This is a genomic window from Thermopolyspora sp. NPDC052614, assembly GCF_040678635.1.
Lineage (GTDB): Bacteria > Actinomycetota > Actinomycetes > Streptosporangiales > Streptosporangiaceae > Thermopolyspora.
This window is the reverse complement of record NZ_JBFATZ010000016.1, coordinates 1-14,216: the sequence shown is the minus strand read 5'-3', so window position 1 is coordinate 14,216 and position 14,216 is coordinate 1. Positions and strand designations below refer to the sequence as shown.

Sequence of the window (14,216 nt, the reverse complement as noted above, 5' to 3'; positions counted from 1 at the left end):
GCGAATGACGGGAGTGGGCGATGGGTGAAATCGGGCGAGAACGGGTCGTCCTGGTGCCCGGATCGGGAGCGCGGGCACGCCGGGGCGTGGGTTAGCGGAACCGGCCACCGAACCGGCCACCGAGATGTCCTCGGTACCCACCAGCGAACGGGACCGCGCCTGACCGCGGCCGCCGTCCATTCATAACGAGGGAAGGCGATGGGGAAATGACCTATCGAACGACGCGGCGGCCCGCGGATTCCGCGTGGCATACCGCGTACGTCTACTACTACGAGAAGGACAAGTCCGGCCTGCTGGTCGACGCCGTGGCCCCCCTGCTCGACCGACTGGCCGACGTGACGGAGGCGGTCTTCGTCGTGCCGCACTGGCGGCAGGGGCCGCACCTCCGGATCAACGTCCGCGCCCGTGAGCACGACTGGTCTGAGGTGATCCGCCCGGCGATCGAGGAGACGATCGGGGCGTATCTGGAGGACCATCCGTCCACGGCCCGGCTCGACGAGCGGGCCCTGCTGTTGCGGCACCGGCGCCTGGCCGAGGCGGAGATGGAGCCGGGGCCGCTCACCCCGTGGTACCCCGACAACACGATGCGTTTCGCGCCGTTCCAGTCGCGGCGGCACGCGGTGGGGGGAGACCAGGAGGTGGCGGACCTGATCGTGGACTTCTCCGTGGAGAGCAACGGGCTCTACCTGGATATGCCGCGGCATGTCAGGGAAGGCCGGGACCGTCTGGATCTGCTCATGCTGACCCTGCTGTTCACCACCGCACACGCGGTGGGCGGGCTGCGGCGCAACGTCGGGTCCTTCCGCGCGCATTCCGAGGCGTTCTTCGACGCGTGCGAGCGGCCCGAGGTCTGGCGGTCGGCGTTCGCGGCGAAGTACCAGGAGCATCGTGACCTGATCCTGGACCGGATGCGCGGCGTGACCCGCACCCTCGTCGGCGGCGACGACGCGCCCGACCGCCTCCCCGAGGAGCCTGTCCCGTTCGTCCGGGAGTGGGCCGACCTGATCACCCGCCATGCCGAACGCGCTGATCCGATCATCGAGAGCGGCATGGCGATCGCGGATCCCTCCATCGCCATCGCCGCCGCGCGGGAACACCGCAGCGACTATCTCCGCCTGGCCCTGGGCACCGCCGGGTTCGTCAGAAGGGGAGTCGGTAACCCCGTGTTCCAGCGCTACCGCGTGGTGCTGAACTACACCTACGGGTTCCTGACCCGGATGGGCGTCGAGCCGCGCGAACGCTACCTGCTGTGCTACCTGGCGGCCGAGGCCATCGAGGACGTGTACGACATGTCGGCGATCGCGTTCATGCGCAAGTTCGTCGCCGACCACCCCGGGCCACTCGTCACGGCACCCGCGAGACGGCGATGACGCAACCGGTGTGGTTGAGCGCCCACGTGTTCCGGCACGATGACCTCGACGAACTCCTGCTGACCCAGATCGCCCCCCTGATGCGCGAACTCGTCGCCGACGGCCTCGTGCTCGGCTTCTTCTTCCTGCGCCACTGGGAGGGCGGCCTGCACGTACGGCTGCGCATGCGGACCGACCCCGCCGACGCCGACAAGGTGGGCGAACTGGTGACCAACCGGCTTGGCGCCTACCTGCGCGCACACCCCTCCCGCCATCCGGCGAACCCGGCCGACTACCCGCGCCTCGCCGCCGAACTGGCCGCCCTTGAGGGCAATCCCGGCTACGAGCGGCGCCTGTTCCCGCCCGACACCATCCGATTCATCCCCTACCAGCCCGAACACCGCTCCTTCGGCGACGGCCCGTCGCTGGCCGCCGTGGAACGCCACTTCTGCGAATCCACGGCGGTGGCCCTCGACACCCTGACCACCCCGCCGCCCCAGCGAGTCTCCCCGGCGATGGCGATGACCCTGGCCGCCCTGCTGTGCCTCCCGGCCAACGCCGACATCATGTCGTACGAATTCAAACCGAACGACGAGGCCGAGGCCGCGACGAAGGCGGCCTGGCTCCGCTCCCGCGACGAGCTGACCGCCCTGGCCGAACGGCTCCGCACCGCCGACACCTCCACCGAGTCGCGGATCCCGGCCCTGGCGTGGTTACGCTCCTTCCGCGAACTGCGGGACAGACTGGGCGGCCTCTGCCACGAAGGCCGCTTCGTCACCGAGTCCAAACACCCCCTCACCCACGCGCTCGACCGCTGCCTGCACCTGCACCTCAACCGGCTGGGCATCCCCCTCCCGCAGGAGGCCCGGCTGCGCCGCCTGGCGCTCTACACCCTCCGCCACCTGCCATGATCACTCGACGAAGACGCCTCAGACGGCGCTCGCGCCGAGGGCCTTGATGCCGGTGGCCATCGCGTTGCCGAGGTGCTCGTCGCAGAGCCGGATCGCCCGATCGACGTCCCGGGCGGTGATGGCGTCCACCAGCGCCTCCATCTCGACGAGGACCTCGGCCGTGCGGCCCGGATGCGACAGGGAGGTGGCCCGCAGCAGCCGCACCCGCGCCTGCACGCCCGCGAGAATGCCCTGGATCGTGGGGCTTTCCGCGCCGTCGAGCAGCACGGCGTAGAAGTGATCCTTGGCCCGCAGCATCGCGGCCGTGTCGTCGCCGGCGGCGTGGATCGCGCGCATCTCCTCCAGGGTGTCGCGCAGGGCGTCCATCTTCTCGTCCGGGGCGCGCTCGATGAACCGCCGTACGGCTAGCGCCTCCAGGGCGGCGCGCACCGCGTACAGATCCTTCGCCTCCTCGGCGGACGGCGCGTAGACCACCGCGCCCTTCTGCGGGATGACCATCACCAGGCCCTCGGCGGTGAGCTCCCGCAGGACCTCGCGGATCGTCGTCCGGGACACGCCGATCCGCTCGATCAGCTCCCGCTCGACGAGCCGCTCACCCGGCTTGAGGTCGAAGTTGAGGATCGCGTTGCGGAGCGCCTCCAGCACCTGCTCGCGCAGAGGCGCGGCCACGCGGCCGATGCGGATGCCGTTCAGGCCACCGGTCGACTGGTTCTCGGCGCTTGGCATGATATGAGCTTACGGCCAGACAATCAGACGCCCGCCGCGCCGTAGTCGTCGTCGCTCACCGGATCGTGCCACTCGGTGACGCCCAACGACACGGCGGTGTGGATCAGGTAACTGCCGGGCCCGGCACCGTGCCAGTGCATCTCGCCCGCAGGCACCCACACCGTGTCGCCCACGCCGAGCGGCTGCGGCTTTTCGCCCTGCGTGCACACGAACCCGCTGCCCGCCGTCACGATGAGGATCTGGCCGCGCTCGTGCCGGTGCCAGTGGGTGCGGGCGCACGGCGTGAAGAACACGTTGTTGATGGTGACGCCGTCGGTCGTCGGCAGGACCGGGTCCGCCCAGACCTCGCCGGTGAACGTGGCCGAGCGCCGCTCGGACTCCGCGCCCGAGGCGCGGCCACGGATGATCTTCATGATGTGCTCTCTCCTGGTCAGCTCTGCGGCTCGTCGTACAGGCGCACCCCGCCGGAGATGTCGCCGATCGCGTCCACGACGCGGTTGCTGATCATGTCGGCGTACCCGGTGCCGTTCGCGAGGCCGAAGCTGGCGAGCGGGCCGGACGCGTTGAGGCTGGGAACGCCGAGCGTGTGCAGGTGATCGACGTACAGGACCACGTCCTTCATCATCAGCGCTCCGGTGAGCCCGCCCTCCAGGTAGTCGCCCTCGATGATGCGCGGGAACCGGTTGAGCGTCGCGAAGTTGACGCCGCTGCTCGCGTTGAGCACGTCGAGCAGGACCTTCAGGTCGAGCCCGGCCTTGCGCCCGGCCACCATCACCTCGGCCGTCGCCGCGAGGCTCACCGCGTTGAGGAAGTTGTTCAGCAGCTTGGCCGTGTGCCCGGCCCCGCTGTCGCCCATGTGGAACACCTTCGCCGCGAACGTGCCGAACAGCGCGTCCAGGCGCTCCAGCGCCGCCTTCGACCCCCCGGCCATGATCGTCAGCGTGCCCTTCTCGGCCGCGGCGGCCCCGCCGGACACGCCCGCGTCCAGGTACTCGACGCCGCGCTCGGCGAGCGCCGCGTGCAGCTTCACCGTCGAGCTCGGCGCGGCGGTGCTGAGATCCACCACGACCTGCCCCGTACGGCTCGCCGCCAGCACCCCGCCGTCCCCGAGCACCACCGCCTCGACCGCCTTGCTGTCCGGCAGCGAGAGCAGGACGACGTCGCTGCCCTCGACGACCTCGGCGATCGACGCCGCCGGCGTGGCCCCCACGGCGGCCGCCCGGGAGGCGTCCAGGTCGAAGCCGAGCACCGGATGCCCGCCGTCGACGATCCGCCGCGTGATGCGGCCCCCCATGTTGCCGAGCCCGATGAATCCCACACGCGATCCGCTCATGCCCGCCCCCTCCTTTCCGTACTCACCCTGCTCACCCTGCTCACCCGGGTCACTCCGCTCACCCAACGCGCACGGCGAACCCCGGCTCCACCCCATCGAGCGCCGGGAACCGCCGCATCACCTCGGGATCGTGCCCGGCCACGACGGCCGTCCCGGGCACCGAGGCCAGCTCCTTGAGCAGGTCGAACCCCCGGTACATCGCCTCCAGATCGGCCACGTACGCGAACGGCCGATCCCGCTCGATCTCCTCGTAGTAATGCGCCGCGTCCGAGGCCAGCACCGCCCGCCCACCGGCGGTGGCGACCAGCACGATCACCTGACCGGGCGTGTGCCCGCCGACGGGCACCACCTCGATCCCCGGCGCGATCGTCCGCGCCTCGTCCAGCAGCGTCATCCGCCCCTGCGCCCGCACCTCGTTCAGGTGCGCCGTCTCGCTCTCCTCGGCCGACCAGGCGAACTGCGGCCTCCTCGCCATCGGCCCGGTCCAGAACTCGAACTCCCGCCGCGACATGATCACCTCTGCGGCGGGAAAACTCGCCAGGTTGCCGATGTGGTCATAGTGCCCGTGCGTCACCACCACCTGCGGCGTCGTCGCGGCGTCCACCCCGATCCGGGCCAGCGCCTCGACCGGCGGCACCAGCGTCGTCCGCTTCCGCCGCGCGCCGCCCACCTCGCCGAACCCGGTGTCGATCACCACCGTGCGCTCGGCGTTCCGCGCCACCCAGCAGTAGTAGTCCATCCCCAGCGGCTCATCCGGCTCGCCATAGATGTGATAGTTCAGGTAGATCTCGCCCTTCTCCCCGGCCCGCGTGCCGTACCGAAGCGCGATCACCTCATACGTCGAGTCGCTCATCGTGCCCCTCATCCCCTCTCGCGCGCCGATCAGGCCGAGGGCCGGTTCTCCGGATTCTTCAGCTCTTCGGCGAGAATCGGCGCGGCGGCCGTGGCCGCGTGAATGCCGAGCACGGCGGCGATCTCCATCACCTCAAGGATCTCCTCCGCGGTCGCGCCGTACCCGATCGCGTTCTCGATGTGCAGCTTGAGCCCCTTGACGTACAGGTGCGTGGCGGCGGTGTCGAATGCGATGTAGACAAGCTCCTTGACCTTCGGCTCCAGCGTCCCCGTCCGCCACGGCACCGACGAGAACTCGGTGTACGCCGCGAAGGTCTCCGGGTCGAGCTCCAGCATCTCGTCCCAGAACGAGTGCCAGTAGCCGCGCGTCTTGGTGAACTCGGCCTTCAGCCGCTCCTGATACTCGCTGAGCGGCGCGGGCCCCTTCCGCAGCCCCTTCTCCTCCAGCACCTCGACCAGCACCGGCACCCCGATGTTCATCGCATGGATCCCGAGCGTCGAGGTGAGCTCCAGCACCTCCATGATCTCCAGCGCCGTCGCCCCGAGCTTCAGCGCCGCCTTGATGTGCTGCCGCACCCCCGGCATATACATGTGCGTCGCGGCGGCGTCGACCGCGATGTAAATGAACTCCTTGACCTTCGGGTCCAGGTGGTTCTTCCGCCACGGCACCGCGGAGAACTCCAGGTACGCCTTGAGGAACTCGGGATCGATCTCCAGGATCGCCTGCCAGGAGTCGCCCCAGGTGCCGCGAACCCGGATGAACTCGTCCTTGATCTCCTGCTGTCGTGGAGTGAGCTCCATGGTGTGACTTCCCTACGAGGTGGTACGGCTCAGCAGAGCACGATGGCGAGAAGGAATCGCGTAACGAGCACGTGACATCCCGTCAGACCATACGATTGTCTGACGATACGACGCAAGAGCCGACCCAGCCCCAACCCAGACACGTGATGACCGCCGGCGACGTCACCCCCTCCGCCCCCATCGCCGACCTGGCCGAGAACAGCCCCCTGTGGACCTACCCGGCCCGACCCCTGGGCCGAAACGGACCCTGGGGTGGCTCAATGCTCCATCGCCGCCGCCTAGCGTGCGTCAGTTGGTCGTGCCCCATCGGCGTACCAGCGCCTCCACCGACTCGACGGCGGCCAGCGCGTTCCCGCCGAACACGGTCTCGTACGAGAGCATCACCCCTGAGCAGCCACGATTCAGCCAGTGCGCGAGGTCGCAGATCTCAGCCCGGGTGGGCAGGGTGAACCGCTCCAGGCCCTCCGCGACCTGGGTGGCGAGGACCCACGGTGTCCCCGTTCGTACGGCGGCGTCGGCGATGGCGGTCACCGCGGCCGGAAGCTCGACCCAGGGGATGCTCAATGCGAGGTCGCCACGCGCGGCCATGACCATGTCCGCACTCCGGCTGATCTCCTCAATACGCTCGACCCCGAGAGCGGTCTCGATCTTCGCGATGATCGGCAGCCTTCGCGCGCCCATGATCTCGCGCGCGACGGCGAGGTCGTCGGAGGAGGCGACGAAGGAAAGCGCGACGGCGTCGAACTCCTCGTGGCAGGCCACAAACTCCAGGTCGGTGCGGTCCTTGTCCGTCAAGGCACGGGGGTTGAAGCCCCGACCGCGGACTGTGAGCCCACGAAACCGCTGCAGGGTGCCCGCGCCCACGACTTGGACCACCACGCCGTCCGCCCCGGTGTCCACCACGGCCAGTTCCGCGCCACCGTCCCCCACGGTGATGACGTCGCCCACGGCCAGCCCGTCGAGAAACCTGTTTCTCGGGCACCGGGAGAACGCCCGCAGCAGGGTCCGATACGGCCACCCCGGCGAGCGTGAAGCGCATCCCCGGCTCAACCGGGATGCTCGCGGCCGAGGCGAACCCGCCCAGCCGGAACTTCTCCCCAGCGAGATCGGCGACGATCAGACAAGGCCGACCCTCCTCGCTCGCAATCTTGCGAAGGTTCCTGGCCCGCTCAAGCTGCAACTCGGGCGTGCCGTAGGAGAAGGTGAGCCGCACCCCCGTCGCGCCACGCCGGAGAAACTCCGCCTCCCGCTCAAGGGACGAAGGGCCGAGGGTTATCCAGATATGGGTCATAAGGGATCCGATTCGAAGAGCGGTTCATGAAGAAGCCACCGAGCGTAGGTTTCAATCCCATGCGTGAAATACGAAGTAGGGCTAAAACGTTCGGACGCGAAATTCGTGAGCCGCCGGACTCGCCCGTCCTCGCTCAAAAGCACACGCCCGGTACCTTCGGTGACCTCGCCGATGAACTGGTGCTGGATTCCATGCCGTAGCGCGAGCCGCTGGAACTCGGCCGTCCGATCCGGAGGCACGGTGATGACCAGTTCCCAGTTACCCCAGGAGAGAAGCAGTTTCCTGGGGTCCACCCCGAGCGCGTCGGCGACCTGCGCGACAGGGTCGGACGGCGTCAACGCCGCGCCGTCGAGGACGAAATCCACCGAGTTACGGACGGCCAGTTCACGCAGGCACCCGCTCACCCCGTCGGAGGCGTCCATGCACGCGCTGACCACACCGGCACCACCGAGCACCTGCCCCTCACGAAGCCGAGCGACCGGCCGGTGCAACGCGTCGCGCAGTCGCTGGGACGCATGTCCGGTAACGGATAGCCGATCCGGAAACAGATGTCCAAGCAGCGCCGCCCAGAATAACCCCATCTCGCCGATCACATAGATCAGGTGACCAGGGGCGGCGCCCACACGTCGCATGACCCGGTCTTTGCGAACCGACCCTATGGCGGTCCCGGTGGCCGTGAAGGAATCACCATCCTTGATATTTCCACCGACGACCGGACAACCCCATTCCTCCGTACCAGCGACCAGCCCGTCAAGAAAGCGCTCATAGTCCGAAACGGGCATCTCGTTGGGCATCACCGTCGAAACGACGATCCCCACGGGTTGCGCGCCCATGGCCGCGAGATCGCTGACATTGATCAGCATGGTCATCCAGCCATAGTGCCAATAATCTCGATCGGCGACGTCGAAGACCAGAGGCCGGGGACAGGGGTCCGTGGTCATAACCAGAACGTGCCCGGGAGGCGGCGCTTCGATCTCGGCGCAGTCATCACCGATCCCGGTTTCGGCAGAGCGGAATCTGCTGAATCTCGGCAGAACCAGGTCCTGTAAAATGGCGCGTTCCCCCAGTTGGTCAAGTCGCGCCGCCGCAGCTTGCGTGAACATCGGTTGTCTTCTTCCTCCGCTCCGCACCTCATCGGGCTCGAGTATGGATGCCGTCAAAATCGCCCAGAAATCTCCTCCGCGTGACCGTCCACCCAGGGCAGCAGGGTATTAAGCGTGGAAAAAACCCGTGCCCGGTTCTCGTCGGTCATATACATCCTCTGCCAGCGCCACTCCCGGCCGCCGGTCGTCTCAGTATAGACGCGCCTCATAAGCTGACTTGGCATCTCTGCGGTCGGATGAAATGCACGAATGCTGCCTTCCTGGACAAAAAGGTAGGAATCTCCCGAGAGATATCTAGTGGAGAGTGTTGCGAGTGAGATAGGGGCCATTTGCATCCCACTCCGGCGAACGGCCCGTAGCAAACTCACTCGTGCCGGCAGCGCATGGACATGAGCGTGATCGATGCAGCTTCCGGCGGTTCCCGGACGGTGTGGTCCGTGTTCGAAGAACATCGCCTGCACGCCGTAGGCCATGCGAAACAGCCGGTCGATGCGCTGTAGGTGCCTGTCCAGGCGGTTCAGCGCCTCCACGCCGCCCGCCGCCATCGCGAGCTCGTGCCGGACGGTGACGACGAGGAGGTGACCTTCCGCCACCGGTGCGAGGTCCGGCATGACAAAAAAGTCCGCGTCACCCCACAGCACTCCGGTTGCGCCTGGCAGAAGTTCCAACCCGTTCAACCGGAACCTAAGTTCCGGGCAGAAGGCGCAGTCCTTCTCCGAGGGGAGGGGTTGGGGGTGCTTGCGGGCCACAAGTTCACCGCCTGAGCCGGTCCGTACCGGCTCAACGGGGAACTCCCGCACCCATTGCTCGTGCCGTAATGCGTGCGGGGAAAGCGGGAGGACCGCAAGCATGCCTCCGGACTTCAGGACGGGCAGGTACCGACGGGCATCTCGCAACGGATGCGGCGACCGTATCAGCAAGCCGTCGAATAGCTCGGGAGGGTAGGCGAGGGCGCCCTCGTGCCGCACGCGTCGCACCACTGTCGTGGTCCCGCCGTCCGCAGCTGAAGGCGCGGATGACCCTGCCGCCACCACCTCGGCGCAAGTGATCCCGTGGCTTGCCGTACTGACGCGGTCGAGCCCGTCCGCCGTGACGGCGAGCATCTCGCGATTTCCCGACAGCGCCCCCAAAAAGGCGTCGATCGCGTCTCCATCGGGGGCAAGCCTGGACTCATGCAGATAGTGATGCATAAAAACCCCATTTAGGGTAATGGCGAGATATGGGGGCATATGGGTACATGCTGCGTCACGTGAGCCCCGCTGGCAAGGTGCGCGTAGACGCGACACCGTTATGCTCGGTGCCCTCAGATCTTCCCGGGTAGCCGCGGGACATCATGCAGGTTGCAGACCCATCACACCTGAATGGTCACTCAGGGCTGCGAAGCGATCCTGTCATACTCTGACCTGAAGAAATGGCTGGGCTCGGTGTCGTCAGCGCGGGAGGCCGATCAACGTGGTTCTGGTGCCGGATCAGCAGACCATGTGGAATTCCTGGCACACCACCTCTCACGAGCCGGACCCGGAGCCGCTGCATCGGCGATTCACCGAAGATTTCATCCGGGCACTCCCGTCGGCCGCCGGAGCGCTGCCGATCTTGGAGCTGGGGTGCGGGCAGGGGCATGACGCCTTGCTGATCGCCTCGTCCGGCTACTCGGTCTACGGGCTCGATTTCTCCCCAGTGGCACTGGAACAGGCGCGTCAGTACGCGGAGGCTCGCCCGGAGCTGCACCTCCGCTTTCGATGTCATGACACCTCGAAGCCATTGCCGTTCCAGGACGGCGAACTGGGGGGAGTGTACTCGTACCTGTCGCTGCACTATTTCACCGACGCCGTGACCAGGGCTGTCTTTCGTGAGATTCACCGGGTGCTGCGGCCCGGTGGAGTCTTCGCATTCTGTGTCAAGTCAACCGACGACCCGTTGCATGGGAAGGGTATTCAAATAGAGCGGGACATGTACTGCCTGGATGGACATGTCCGACACTTTTTCTCTCCGGATTATATCCGGGAACTGCTTCGGGGGTGGCAGATTCTGTGTCTATCGGAAGTGCGGGCCAATTATCTGCGATCTGACATCCCAAGCGGGATAGTGCAGGCGATGGCGAGAAAGCCAAACGATTCCACCGGGTCCGCGACAGGGGTGTGCGTGGAGGAAGGTTGATCATAGATATCGAGGTCATGAACCGTAAGCTTGACCTCGCAATAAACCTCTTGCGCCGGACGTACACTCCCACGAGGGTGGGAGGCGGCTGGTACCACCAGCTTGACATGGACCCCCCGGGCCCCACCGCCACCGGCGTCGCGTTGACCGCATTTCACGAGGCGAACCAGCGCTTCGAGCATTTCGCCGAGGCGTTGTCCTTTCTCAAATCTCGTCAGATCACCGCGCCCAACCCGGACGTCGCGGGTGGCTGGGCGATGAATACGAGTTTCGGCCTGCCCGTCGTCGAGGCGACCGGATGGGTGGCCCGTTTTCTCGGTCTGGCCCGGTGCGGGCACATCGACGGCGGCCCGGACGTGGCGGGTGCCTACCGGTGGCTGCTGTGCAACCAGAACGACGACGGCGGCTGGGGGTCGATGCGCGGTTGTCCCTCCCGTACCTGGCTGACCTGCCTGGCGCTCCGTGCGCTCGCTCAGCTCGACCCCTACGCTCCCGCCATCGGCCGCGGGGTGGACTGGCTGCTGAGCCGGCAGGATCGAGTTTCGTGTGGGTGGGGCGCGGGCGTGAACGCGGCCGGTCCGCCCACCGTGACACACACCGGATTCGTGTTGCTGACGCTGTCCGAGCTACGTATCGACCGGGCTCAGGAGCACATCCTCAACGCATACACCTGGCTGGAGAAGAATCTCGACCCCTCGGCGATCGATGACCCCCAGGCTCGTATCGAGAGCTACAACGTCAACCAGACGATCGACGGGAAGCCTGTCGTATGGCACACCATTCTGGTGCACTACGGCCTGCCCGTCGCGCTGTCCGCGCTGCTCCGCCACCCGATCTGTCCTCCCCCCGCCCCCATCTGCGCGGGGTTCGCCACGATCGCCGCCACGCAGCTCGACGACGGATCGTGGCCCAACATCCAGGGCGGGCAAGGCGCCTCGATCTGGGCGCTGTGGCCATTCGTGCAGGCTCTCACCGACATCAGCAGGCTTCCGCTCATCCGCCCCGCCGACCAGCTCGTGCTCTCTCCGGGGCTGGTGGCCATCCAACGCCAGGAGGTCAGGGGACGTCCGCTCACGTCGCTGCTGAGAACCCAGCGTTGGCTGGCGGTGGCACGTTTCTTCGCCCGGTTCTGGGCGTCCTTGCTGCTCATCCTCTCCGTCGTCACCGGACTGCTGCTGGTCGGCGCAGGCCGCTTCGGGTGGCAGGACTTCCTGCTCGGCCTGATACTTCCCATCGGCCTCTTCGTGCTGCAGGAGCTGCGGCAGCGACACGGCAAACGGTGAGCGAGCGATAACGAGTCCTGTCACGTCGCCGAGGTCATATCGTCGGTCGCTTCCCTGCTACGCAGCCAAGGCGTAAGCAATGTCTCGCCGGAGGACGCCGCGTACCGATCTCGGACGATTCAGTACGCGGCCCCGCCGCTGTGTGGGTGAGGCCGCTGGCTCGGCCCCGGTGATCGGCGGCTCTCCGCCCCTCGATCACGGGGGTTCCGGCAGCGGATAGGTGAACCACACCTGCTTGGAGCCGTCCGACGCACGGCACCAGCCCATCGTTCGGACCAGGTCGGATACCAAGGCCAGTCCCCGGCCGTGTTCCGCGTGGTCGTCGGGGTTGAGGAGGTGTGGAAGGTCGGGTCCGTGATCGGTGACCGCGCCGAACAGGGTGGTGCCCTCGATGTGCAGGGTGAGGACGATCTCGGGCGCGCCGTGGATGATTGAGTTGGTCACGAGTTCGCTGATCACGAGGACGAGGTCGTCGGCGATCCGTTCGTGGCCCCAGTCGGCGAGCGCCTTTCGTACGGCGCGTCGCGCGTGCGCCACGTAGGCGATGTTGTTGGGGACGGGGTAGGTGAGACCACGGATCACGCCGGCCTCCCGCTTCGGTCTCTGGACGTCCGGCCAGCCGTCTGGCGGACGCGCGACATCGTGATCTGCCGAGTGTCTCCCTCCCCAGGTCGCCACGCTGTGTTGCAATTCGGTAACTGATGGGTGGACAGCGCCATAGGTCCAGCACTCCTTGTAGTTGCTTGACTACTCTCATACTTGTGCTTGGAGACATAGAAGCGCAAGACCAAAATCAGCAAAACCCAAATGTCTGATTACGGAAGTAATGGCCCGATTCCTAGGGAACTCTGATGACTTACAGCCCCACGGTCCGTCGCCGACGTCTTTCGCTCGCCTTGCTTCAATTCAGGCGGGATGCAGGGTTGCGTGCCGAAGAAGCCGCGCGACGGCTCGGCTGGCAGGCGAGTAAGATAACCCGTATCGAGCGCAATGAATGGCGTCGCCCGAATTTGAGTGATGTCCTCGACCTGCTCGATGCCTACGAGGTGACGGACGAGTCGACCCGGCAAGCGATCATCACCCTCACTCGTGAGGCGCGTAAGCGCGGTTGGTGGGAGGAGACGCAGTACCGGGACATTCTCGGCGCCGCGCTCATCGGGCTGGAGTGGGAGGCCAGCGAGATCCGTACCTTCGAAACCGTCCTGGTTCCAGGCCTGTTTCAGACTCGCGACTATGCCGCTGCTGTATTCCGCGCCGGGCGTGTCATGGACGAACAGGAGGTTCAGCGCCAGGTCGAGGCGCGTCTGACGCGGCAGCAACTGCTGGACCGTGACGATCCGCCCGCGTTCTGGGTCATCATCGACGAGGCGGCGCTACGCAAGCACGTCGGCGGACCCGAGGTGATGCGTGGCCAGTTGCGCCATCTGCGAGCCTTGGCTGAGCGGCCGAACATCGGCCTCCAGGTGCTCCCCGACACCGCAGGTGCACACATGTCCATGAATGGACCATTCACGATCCTGGATTACCGGGATGATCGCGATCTGAGCATCGTCTACGTCGAAGTAGGCAGGCCCGGCGATTTGTTCCTGGAAGCACCGGAGGATGTCGGGCACTATCGGCGCAAATACGAGTACCTGCAAGGCTCGGCATTGAGCGTTGAGGAATCAGCGGCGTATCTTGACAAGCTGATGAACCTACTCGGCTAGAGGTATCGCTGGTGGACTCTTCTCAGGAAAGCCGACATATCTGGCGCAAGTCGTCCTACTCCTCGGCGGAGGGTCAGAACTGCGTGGAGGTGGCGATCACGCCCGCTGGCGTGGCCGTACGCGACTCCAAGAACCCCGCTGGGCCGGTGCTTACCTTCGGCGGTCGGGCTTGGCGAAAGTTTCTTGCCGAGGTCAAGAGGTAGGCGCGGCTTTCTGATAGGTGCCACGAGTGGTGACGGAGGCGGAGTCGCAGGGTTCGGCGTGTTTGGGTTCGGTCGAGCCGTTGCTACCCGCGCCGGGGCGGTGGTCGGACCCACGACGGCGGTCCGGTACCCGTGTTTCGCGTGGATGCCGGACCGCCGTGAGCATCCGAGAGGCGGCTACCGGATCGTCCGCAGTGCTCCGGCCTTCAGGCCGGGGGTGAAGCGGACTCTCCCACGTAGCGGGGCAAGGAAAGCTGGATCGCCCCCCGGGCGATCCAGCGTCTCCCCGGCTCAGACCGGTCGGTTCTGCTGCTCGATGTACCGGCGCAGGACGGTGATCGGAGCGCCGCCCACGCTCCCGGCGAAGTAGGAGCCCGACCACAGCTTGTTCGCCCGATAGTAGTGACGGGCCAGCTCGGGGAACTCCTGCCGCAGCCGCCGGGAGGACACGCCTTTCAGCGAGTTGACCAGGCGGGACAGGGCGACCTTCGGCGGGAAGCG

16 protein-coding genes and 1 pseudogene are annotated in these 14,216 nt (G+C 66.7%); 6 read left to right on the top strand and 11 right to left on the bottom strand.

The window, feature by feature from the left end:
* Positions 1 to 206: 206 nt before the first annotated feature.
* The gene (locus AB0K60_RS28190; RefSeq protein WP_364061465.1) at positions 207 to 1,370 is read left to right on the top strand and encodes a thiopeptide maturation pyridine synthase; all 1,164 of its coding nucleotides are present in this window, start codon (positions 207 to 209) and stop codon (positions 1,368 to 1,370) included.
* Complete coding sequence (locus AB0K60_RS28185) at positions 1,367 to 2,260, top strand: thiopeptide-type bacteriocin biosynthesis protein (RefSeq protein WP_364061462.1); 894 nt, start codon at positions 1,367 to 1,369, stop codon at positions 2,258 to 2,260. Before AB0K60_RS28190 ends, AB0K60_RS28185 begins: the two co-directional genes overlap by 4 nt.
* 18 nt (positions 2,261 to 2,278) lie before the next feature.
* Here AB0K60_RS28185 and AB0K60_RS28180 read toward each other — a convergent pair whose 3' ends face one another.
* The 9 genes and pseudogenes from AB0K60_RS28180 to AB0K60_RS28140 form a co-directional block, all read right to left on the bottom strand.
* Positions 2,279 to 2,986: a GntR family transcriptional regulator gene (locus AB0K60_RS28180; RefSeq protein ID WP_364061459.1), complete on the bottom strand. Its 708-nt coding sequence runs from the start codon at positions 2,984 to 2,986 to the stop codon at positions 2,279 to 2,281.
* Between the two features lie 23 nt (positions 2,987 to 3,009).
* Positions 3,010 to 3,399 carry a cupin domain-containing protein gene (locus AB0K60_RS28175; RefSeq protein WP_364061456.1) on the bottom strand — a complete coding sequence of 130 codons (390 nt, stop codon included), beginning with the start codon at positions 3,397 to 3,399 and terminating at the stop codon, positions 3,010 to 3,012.
* A 17-nt stretch (positions 3,400 to 3,416) separates the two neighbouring features.
* Positions 3,417 to 4,415 (bottom strand): NAD(P)-dependent oxidoreductase, encoded by a 999-nt coding sequence (locus AB0K60_RS28170; RefSeq protein ID WP_364061453.1) that lies wholly within the window; start codon positions 4,413 to 4,415, stop codon positions 3,417 to 3,419.
* Positions 4,378 to 5,172: an N-acyl homoserine lactonase family protein gene (locus tag AB0K60_RS28165; protein ID WP_364061450.1), complete on the bottom strand. Its 795-nt coding sequence runs from the start codon at positions 5,170 to 5,172 to the stop codon at positions 4,378 to 4,380. Before AB0K60_RS28165 ends, AB0K60_RS28170 begins: the two co-directional genes overlap by 38 nt.
* A 29-nt stretch (positions 5,173 to 5,201) precedes the next feature.
* Positions 5,202 to 5,972 (bottom strand): carboxymuconolactone decarboxylase family protein, encoded by a 771-nt coding sequence (locus AB0K60_RS28160; protein ID WP_364061447.1) that lies wholly within the window; start codon positions 5,970 to 5,972, stop codon positions 5,202 to 5,204.
* Positions 5,973 to 6,260: 288 nt separating this feature from the next.
* The gene (locus AB0K60_RS28155; RefSeq protein ID WP_364061444.1) at positions 6,261 to 6,920 is read right to left on the bottom strand and encodes a pyruvate kinase; all 660 of its coding nucleotides are present in this window, start codon (positions 6,918 to 6,920) and stop codon (positions 6,261 to 6,263) included.
* Positions 6,921 to 7,008: 88 nt separating this feature from the next.
* A pseudogene (locus tag AB0K60_RS28150) lies at positions 7,009 to 7,263 on the bottom strand (pyruvate kinase); the annotation flags it as partial.
* Positions 7,260 to 8,366 (bottom strand): thiamine-phosphate kinase, encoded by a 1,107-nt coding sequence (gene thiL / locus AB0K60_RS28145; protein WP_364061441.1) that lies wholly within the window; start codon positions 8,364 to 8,366, stop codon positions 7,260 to 7,262. The gene thiL and the pseudogene AB0K60_RS28150, both read right to left, overlap by 4 nt.
* Before the next feature lie 53 nt (positions 8,367 to 8,419).
* Positions 8,420 to 9,595 (bottom strand): hypothetical protein, encoded by a 1,176-nt coding sequence (locus AB0K60_RS28140; protein ID WP_364061438.1) that lies wholly within the window; start codon positions 9,593 to 9,595, stop codon positions 8,420 to 8,422.
* Positions 9,596 to 9,827: 232 nt separating this feature from the next.
* Between AB0K60_RS28140 and AB0K60_RS28135 the strand changes: the two genes are divergently transcribed.
* Together AB0K60_RS28135 and AB0K60_RS28130 are read left to right on the top strand one after the other, a co-directional pair.
* Positions 9,828 to 10,523, top strand: coding sequence for a class I SAM-dependent methyltransferase (locus tag AB0K60_RS28135; RefSeq protein ID WP_364061435.1), 696 nt, complete (start codon positions 9,828 to 9,830; stop codon positions 10,521 to 10,523).
* A 107-nt stretch (positions 10,524 to 10,630) separates the two neighbouring features.
* Positions 10,631 to 11,806 (top strand): prenyltransferase/squalene oxidase repeat-containing protein, encoded by a 1,176-nt coding sequence (locus AB0K60_RS28130; RefSeq protein WP_364061432.1) that lies wholly within the window; start codon positions 10,631 to 10,633, stop codon positions 11,804 to 11,806.
* Between the two features lie 195 nt (positions 11,807 to 12,001).
* Here the strand turns inward: AB0K60_RS28130 and AB0K60_RS28125 are convergent, their stop codons facing one another.
* Positions 12,002 to 12,388: an ATP-binding protein gene (locus AB0K60_RS28125; protein ID WP_364061429.1), complete on the bottom strand. Its 387-nt coding sequence runs from the start codon at positions 12,386 to 12,388 to the stop codon at positions 12,002 to 12,004.
* 269 nt (positions 12,389 to 12,657) lie between these two features.
* Between AB0K60_RS28125 and AB0K60_RS28120 the strand changes: the two genes are divergently transcribed.
* Both AB0K60_RS28120 and AB0K60_RS28115 read left to right on the top strand, forming a co-directional pair.
* A complete protein-coding gene (locus tag AB0K60_RS28120) occupies positions 12,658 to 13,512 on the top strand; it encodes a helix-turn-helix transcriptional regulator (RefSeq protein ID WP_364061426.1) in 855 nt (284 codons plus the stop codon).
* Positions 13,513 to 13,523: 11 nt separating this feature from the next.
* Entirely contained in the window at positions 13,524 to 13,715 is a 192-nt protein-coding gene (locus tag AB0K60_RS28115; protein WP_364061423.1) for a DUF397 domain-containing protein, read from the top strand.
* A gap of 291 nt (positions 13,716 to 14,006) precedes the next feature.
* On the opposite strand, the gene tnpA is transcribed toward AB0K60_RS28115, so the two are convergent.
* The coding region (tnpA, locus tag AB0K60_RS28110; RefSeq protein WP_364061420.1) for an IS200/IS605 family transposase at positions 14,007 to 14,216 on the bottom strand (210 nt) is incomplete at its 5' end.

Coding starts and splice junctions, on each gene's coding strand:
- AB0K60_RS28120 (WP_364061426.1), top strand. CDS start 12,658: ATGACTTACAGCCCCACGGTCCGTCGCCGACGTCTTTCGCTCGCCTTG.
- thiL (WP_364061441.1), bottom strand. CDS start 8,366: ATGTTCACGCAAGCTGCGGCGGCGCGACTTGACCAACTGGGGGAACGC.
- AB0K60_RS28190 (WP_364061465.1), top strand. CDS start 207: ATGACCTATCGAACGACGCGGCGGCCCGCGGATTCCGCGTGGCATACC.
- AB0K60_RS28180 (WP_364061459.1), bottom strand. CDS start 2,986: ATGCCAAGCGCCGAGAACCAGTCGACCGGTGGCCTGAACGGCATCCGC.
- AB0K60_RS28160 (WP_364061447.1), bottom strand. CDS start 5,972: ATGGAGCTCACTCCACGACAGCAGGAGATCAAGGACGAGTTCATCCGG.
- AB0K60_RS28165 (WP_364061450.1), bottom strand. CDS start 5,172: ATGAGCGACTCGACGTATGAGGTGATCGCGCTTCGGTACGGCACGCGG.
- AB0K60_RS28170 (WP_364061453.1), bottom strand. CDS start 4,415: ATGGGGTGGAGCCGGGGTTCGCCGTGCGCGTTGGGTGAGCGGAGTGAC.
- AB0K60_RS28130 (WP_364061432.1), top strand. CDS start 10,631: ATGGACCCCCCGGGCCCCACCGCCACCGGCGTCGCGTTGACCGCATTT.
- AB0K60_RS28175 (WP_364061456.1), bottom strand. CDS start 3,399: ATGAAGATCATCCGTGGCCGCGCCTCGGGCGCGGAGTCCGAGCGGCGC.
- AB0K60_RS28140 (WP_364061438.1), bottom strand. CDS start 9,595: ATGCCCCCATATCTCGCCATTACCCTAAATGGGGTTTTTATGCATCAC.
- AB0K60_RS28185 (WP_364061462.1), top strand. CDS start 1,367: ATGACGCAACCGGTGTGGTTGAGCGCCCACGTGTTCCGGCACGATGAC.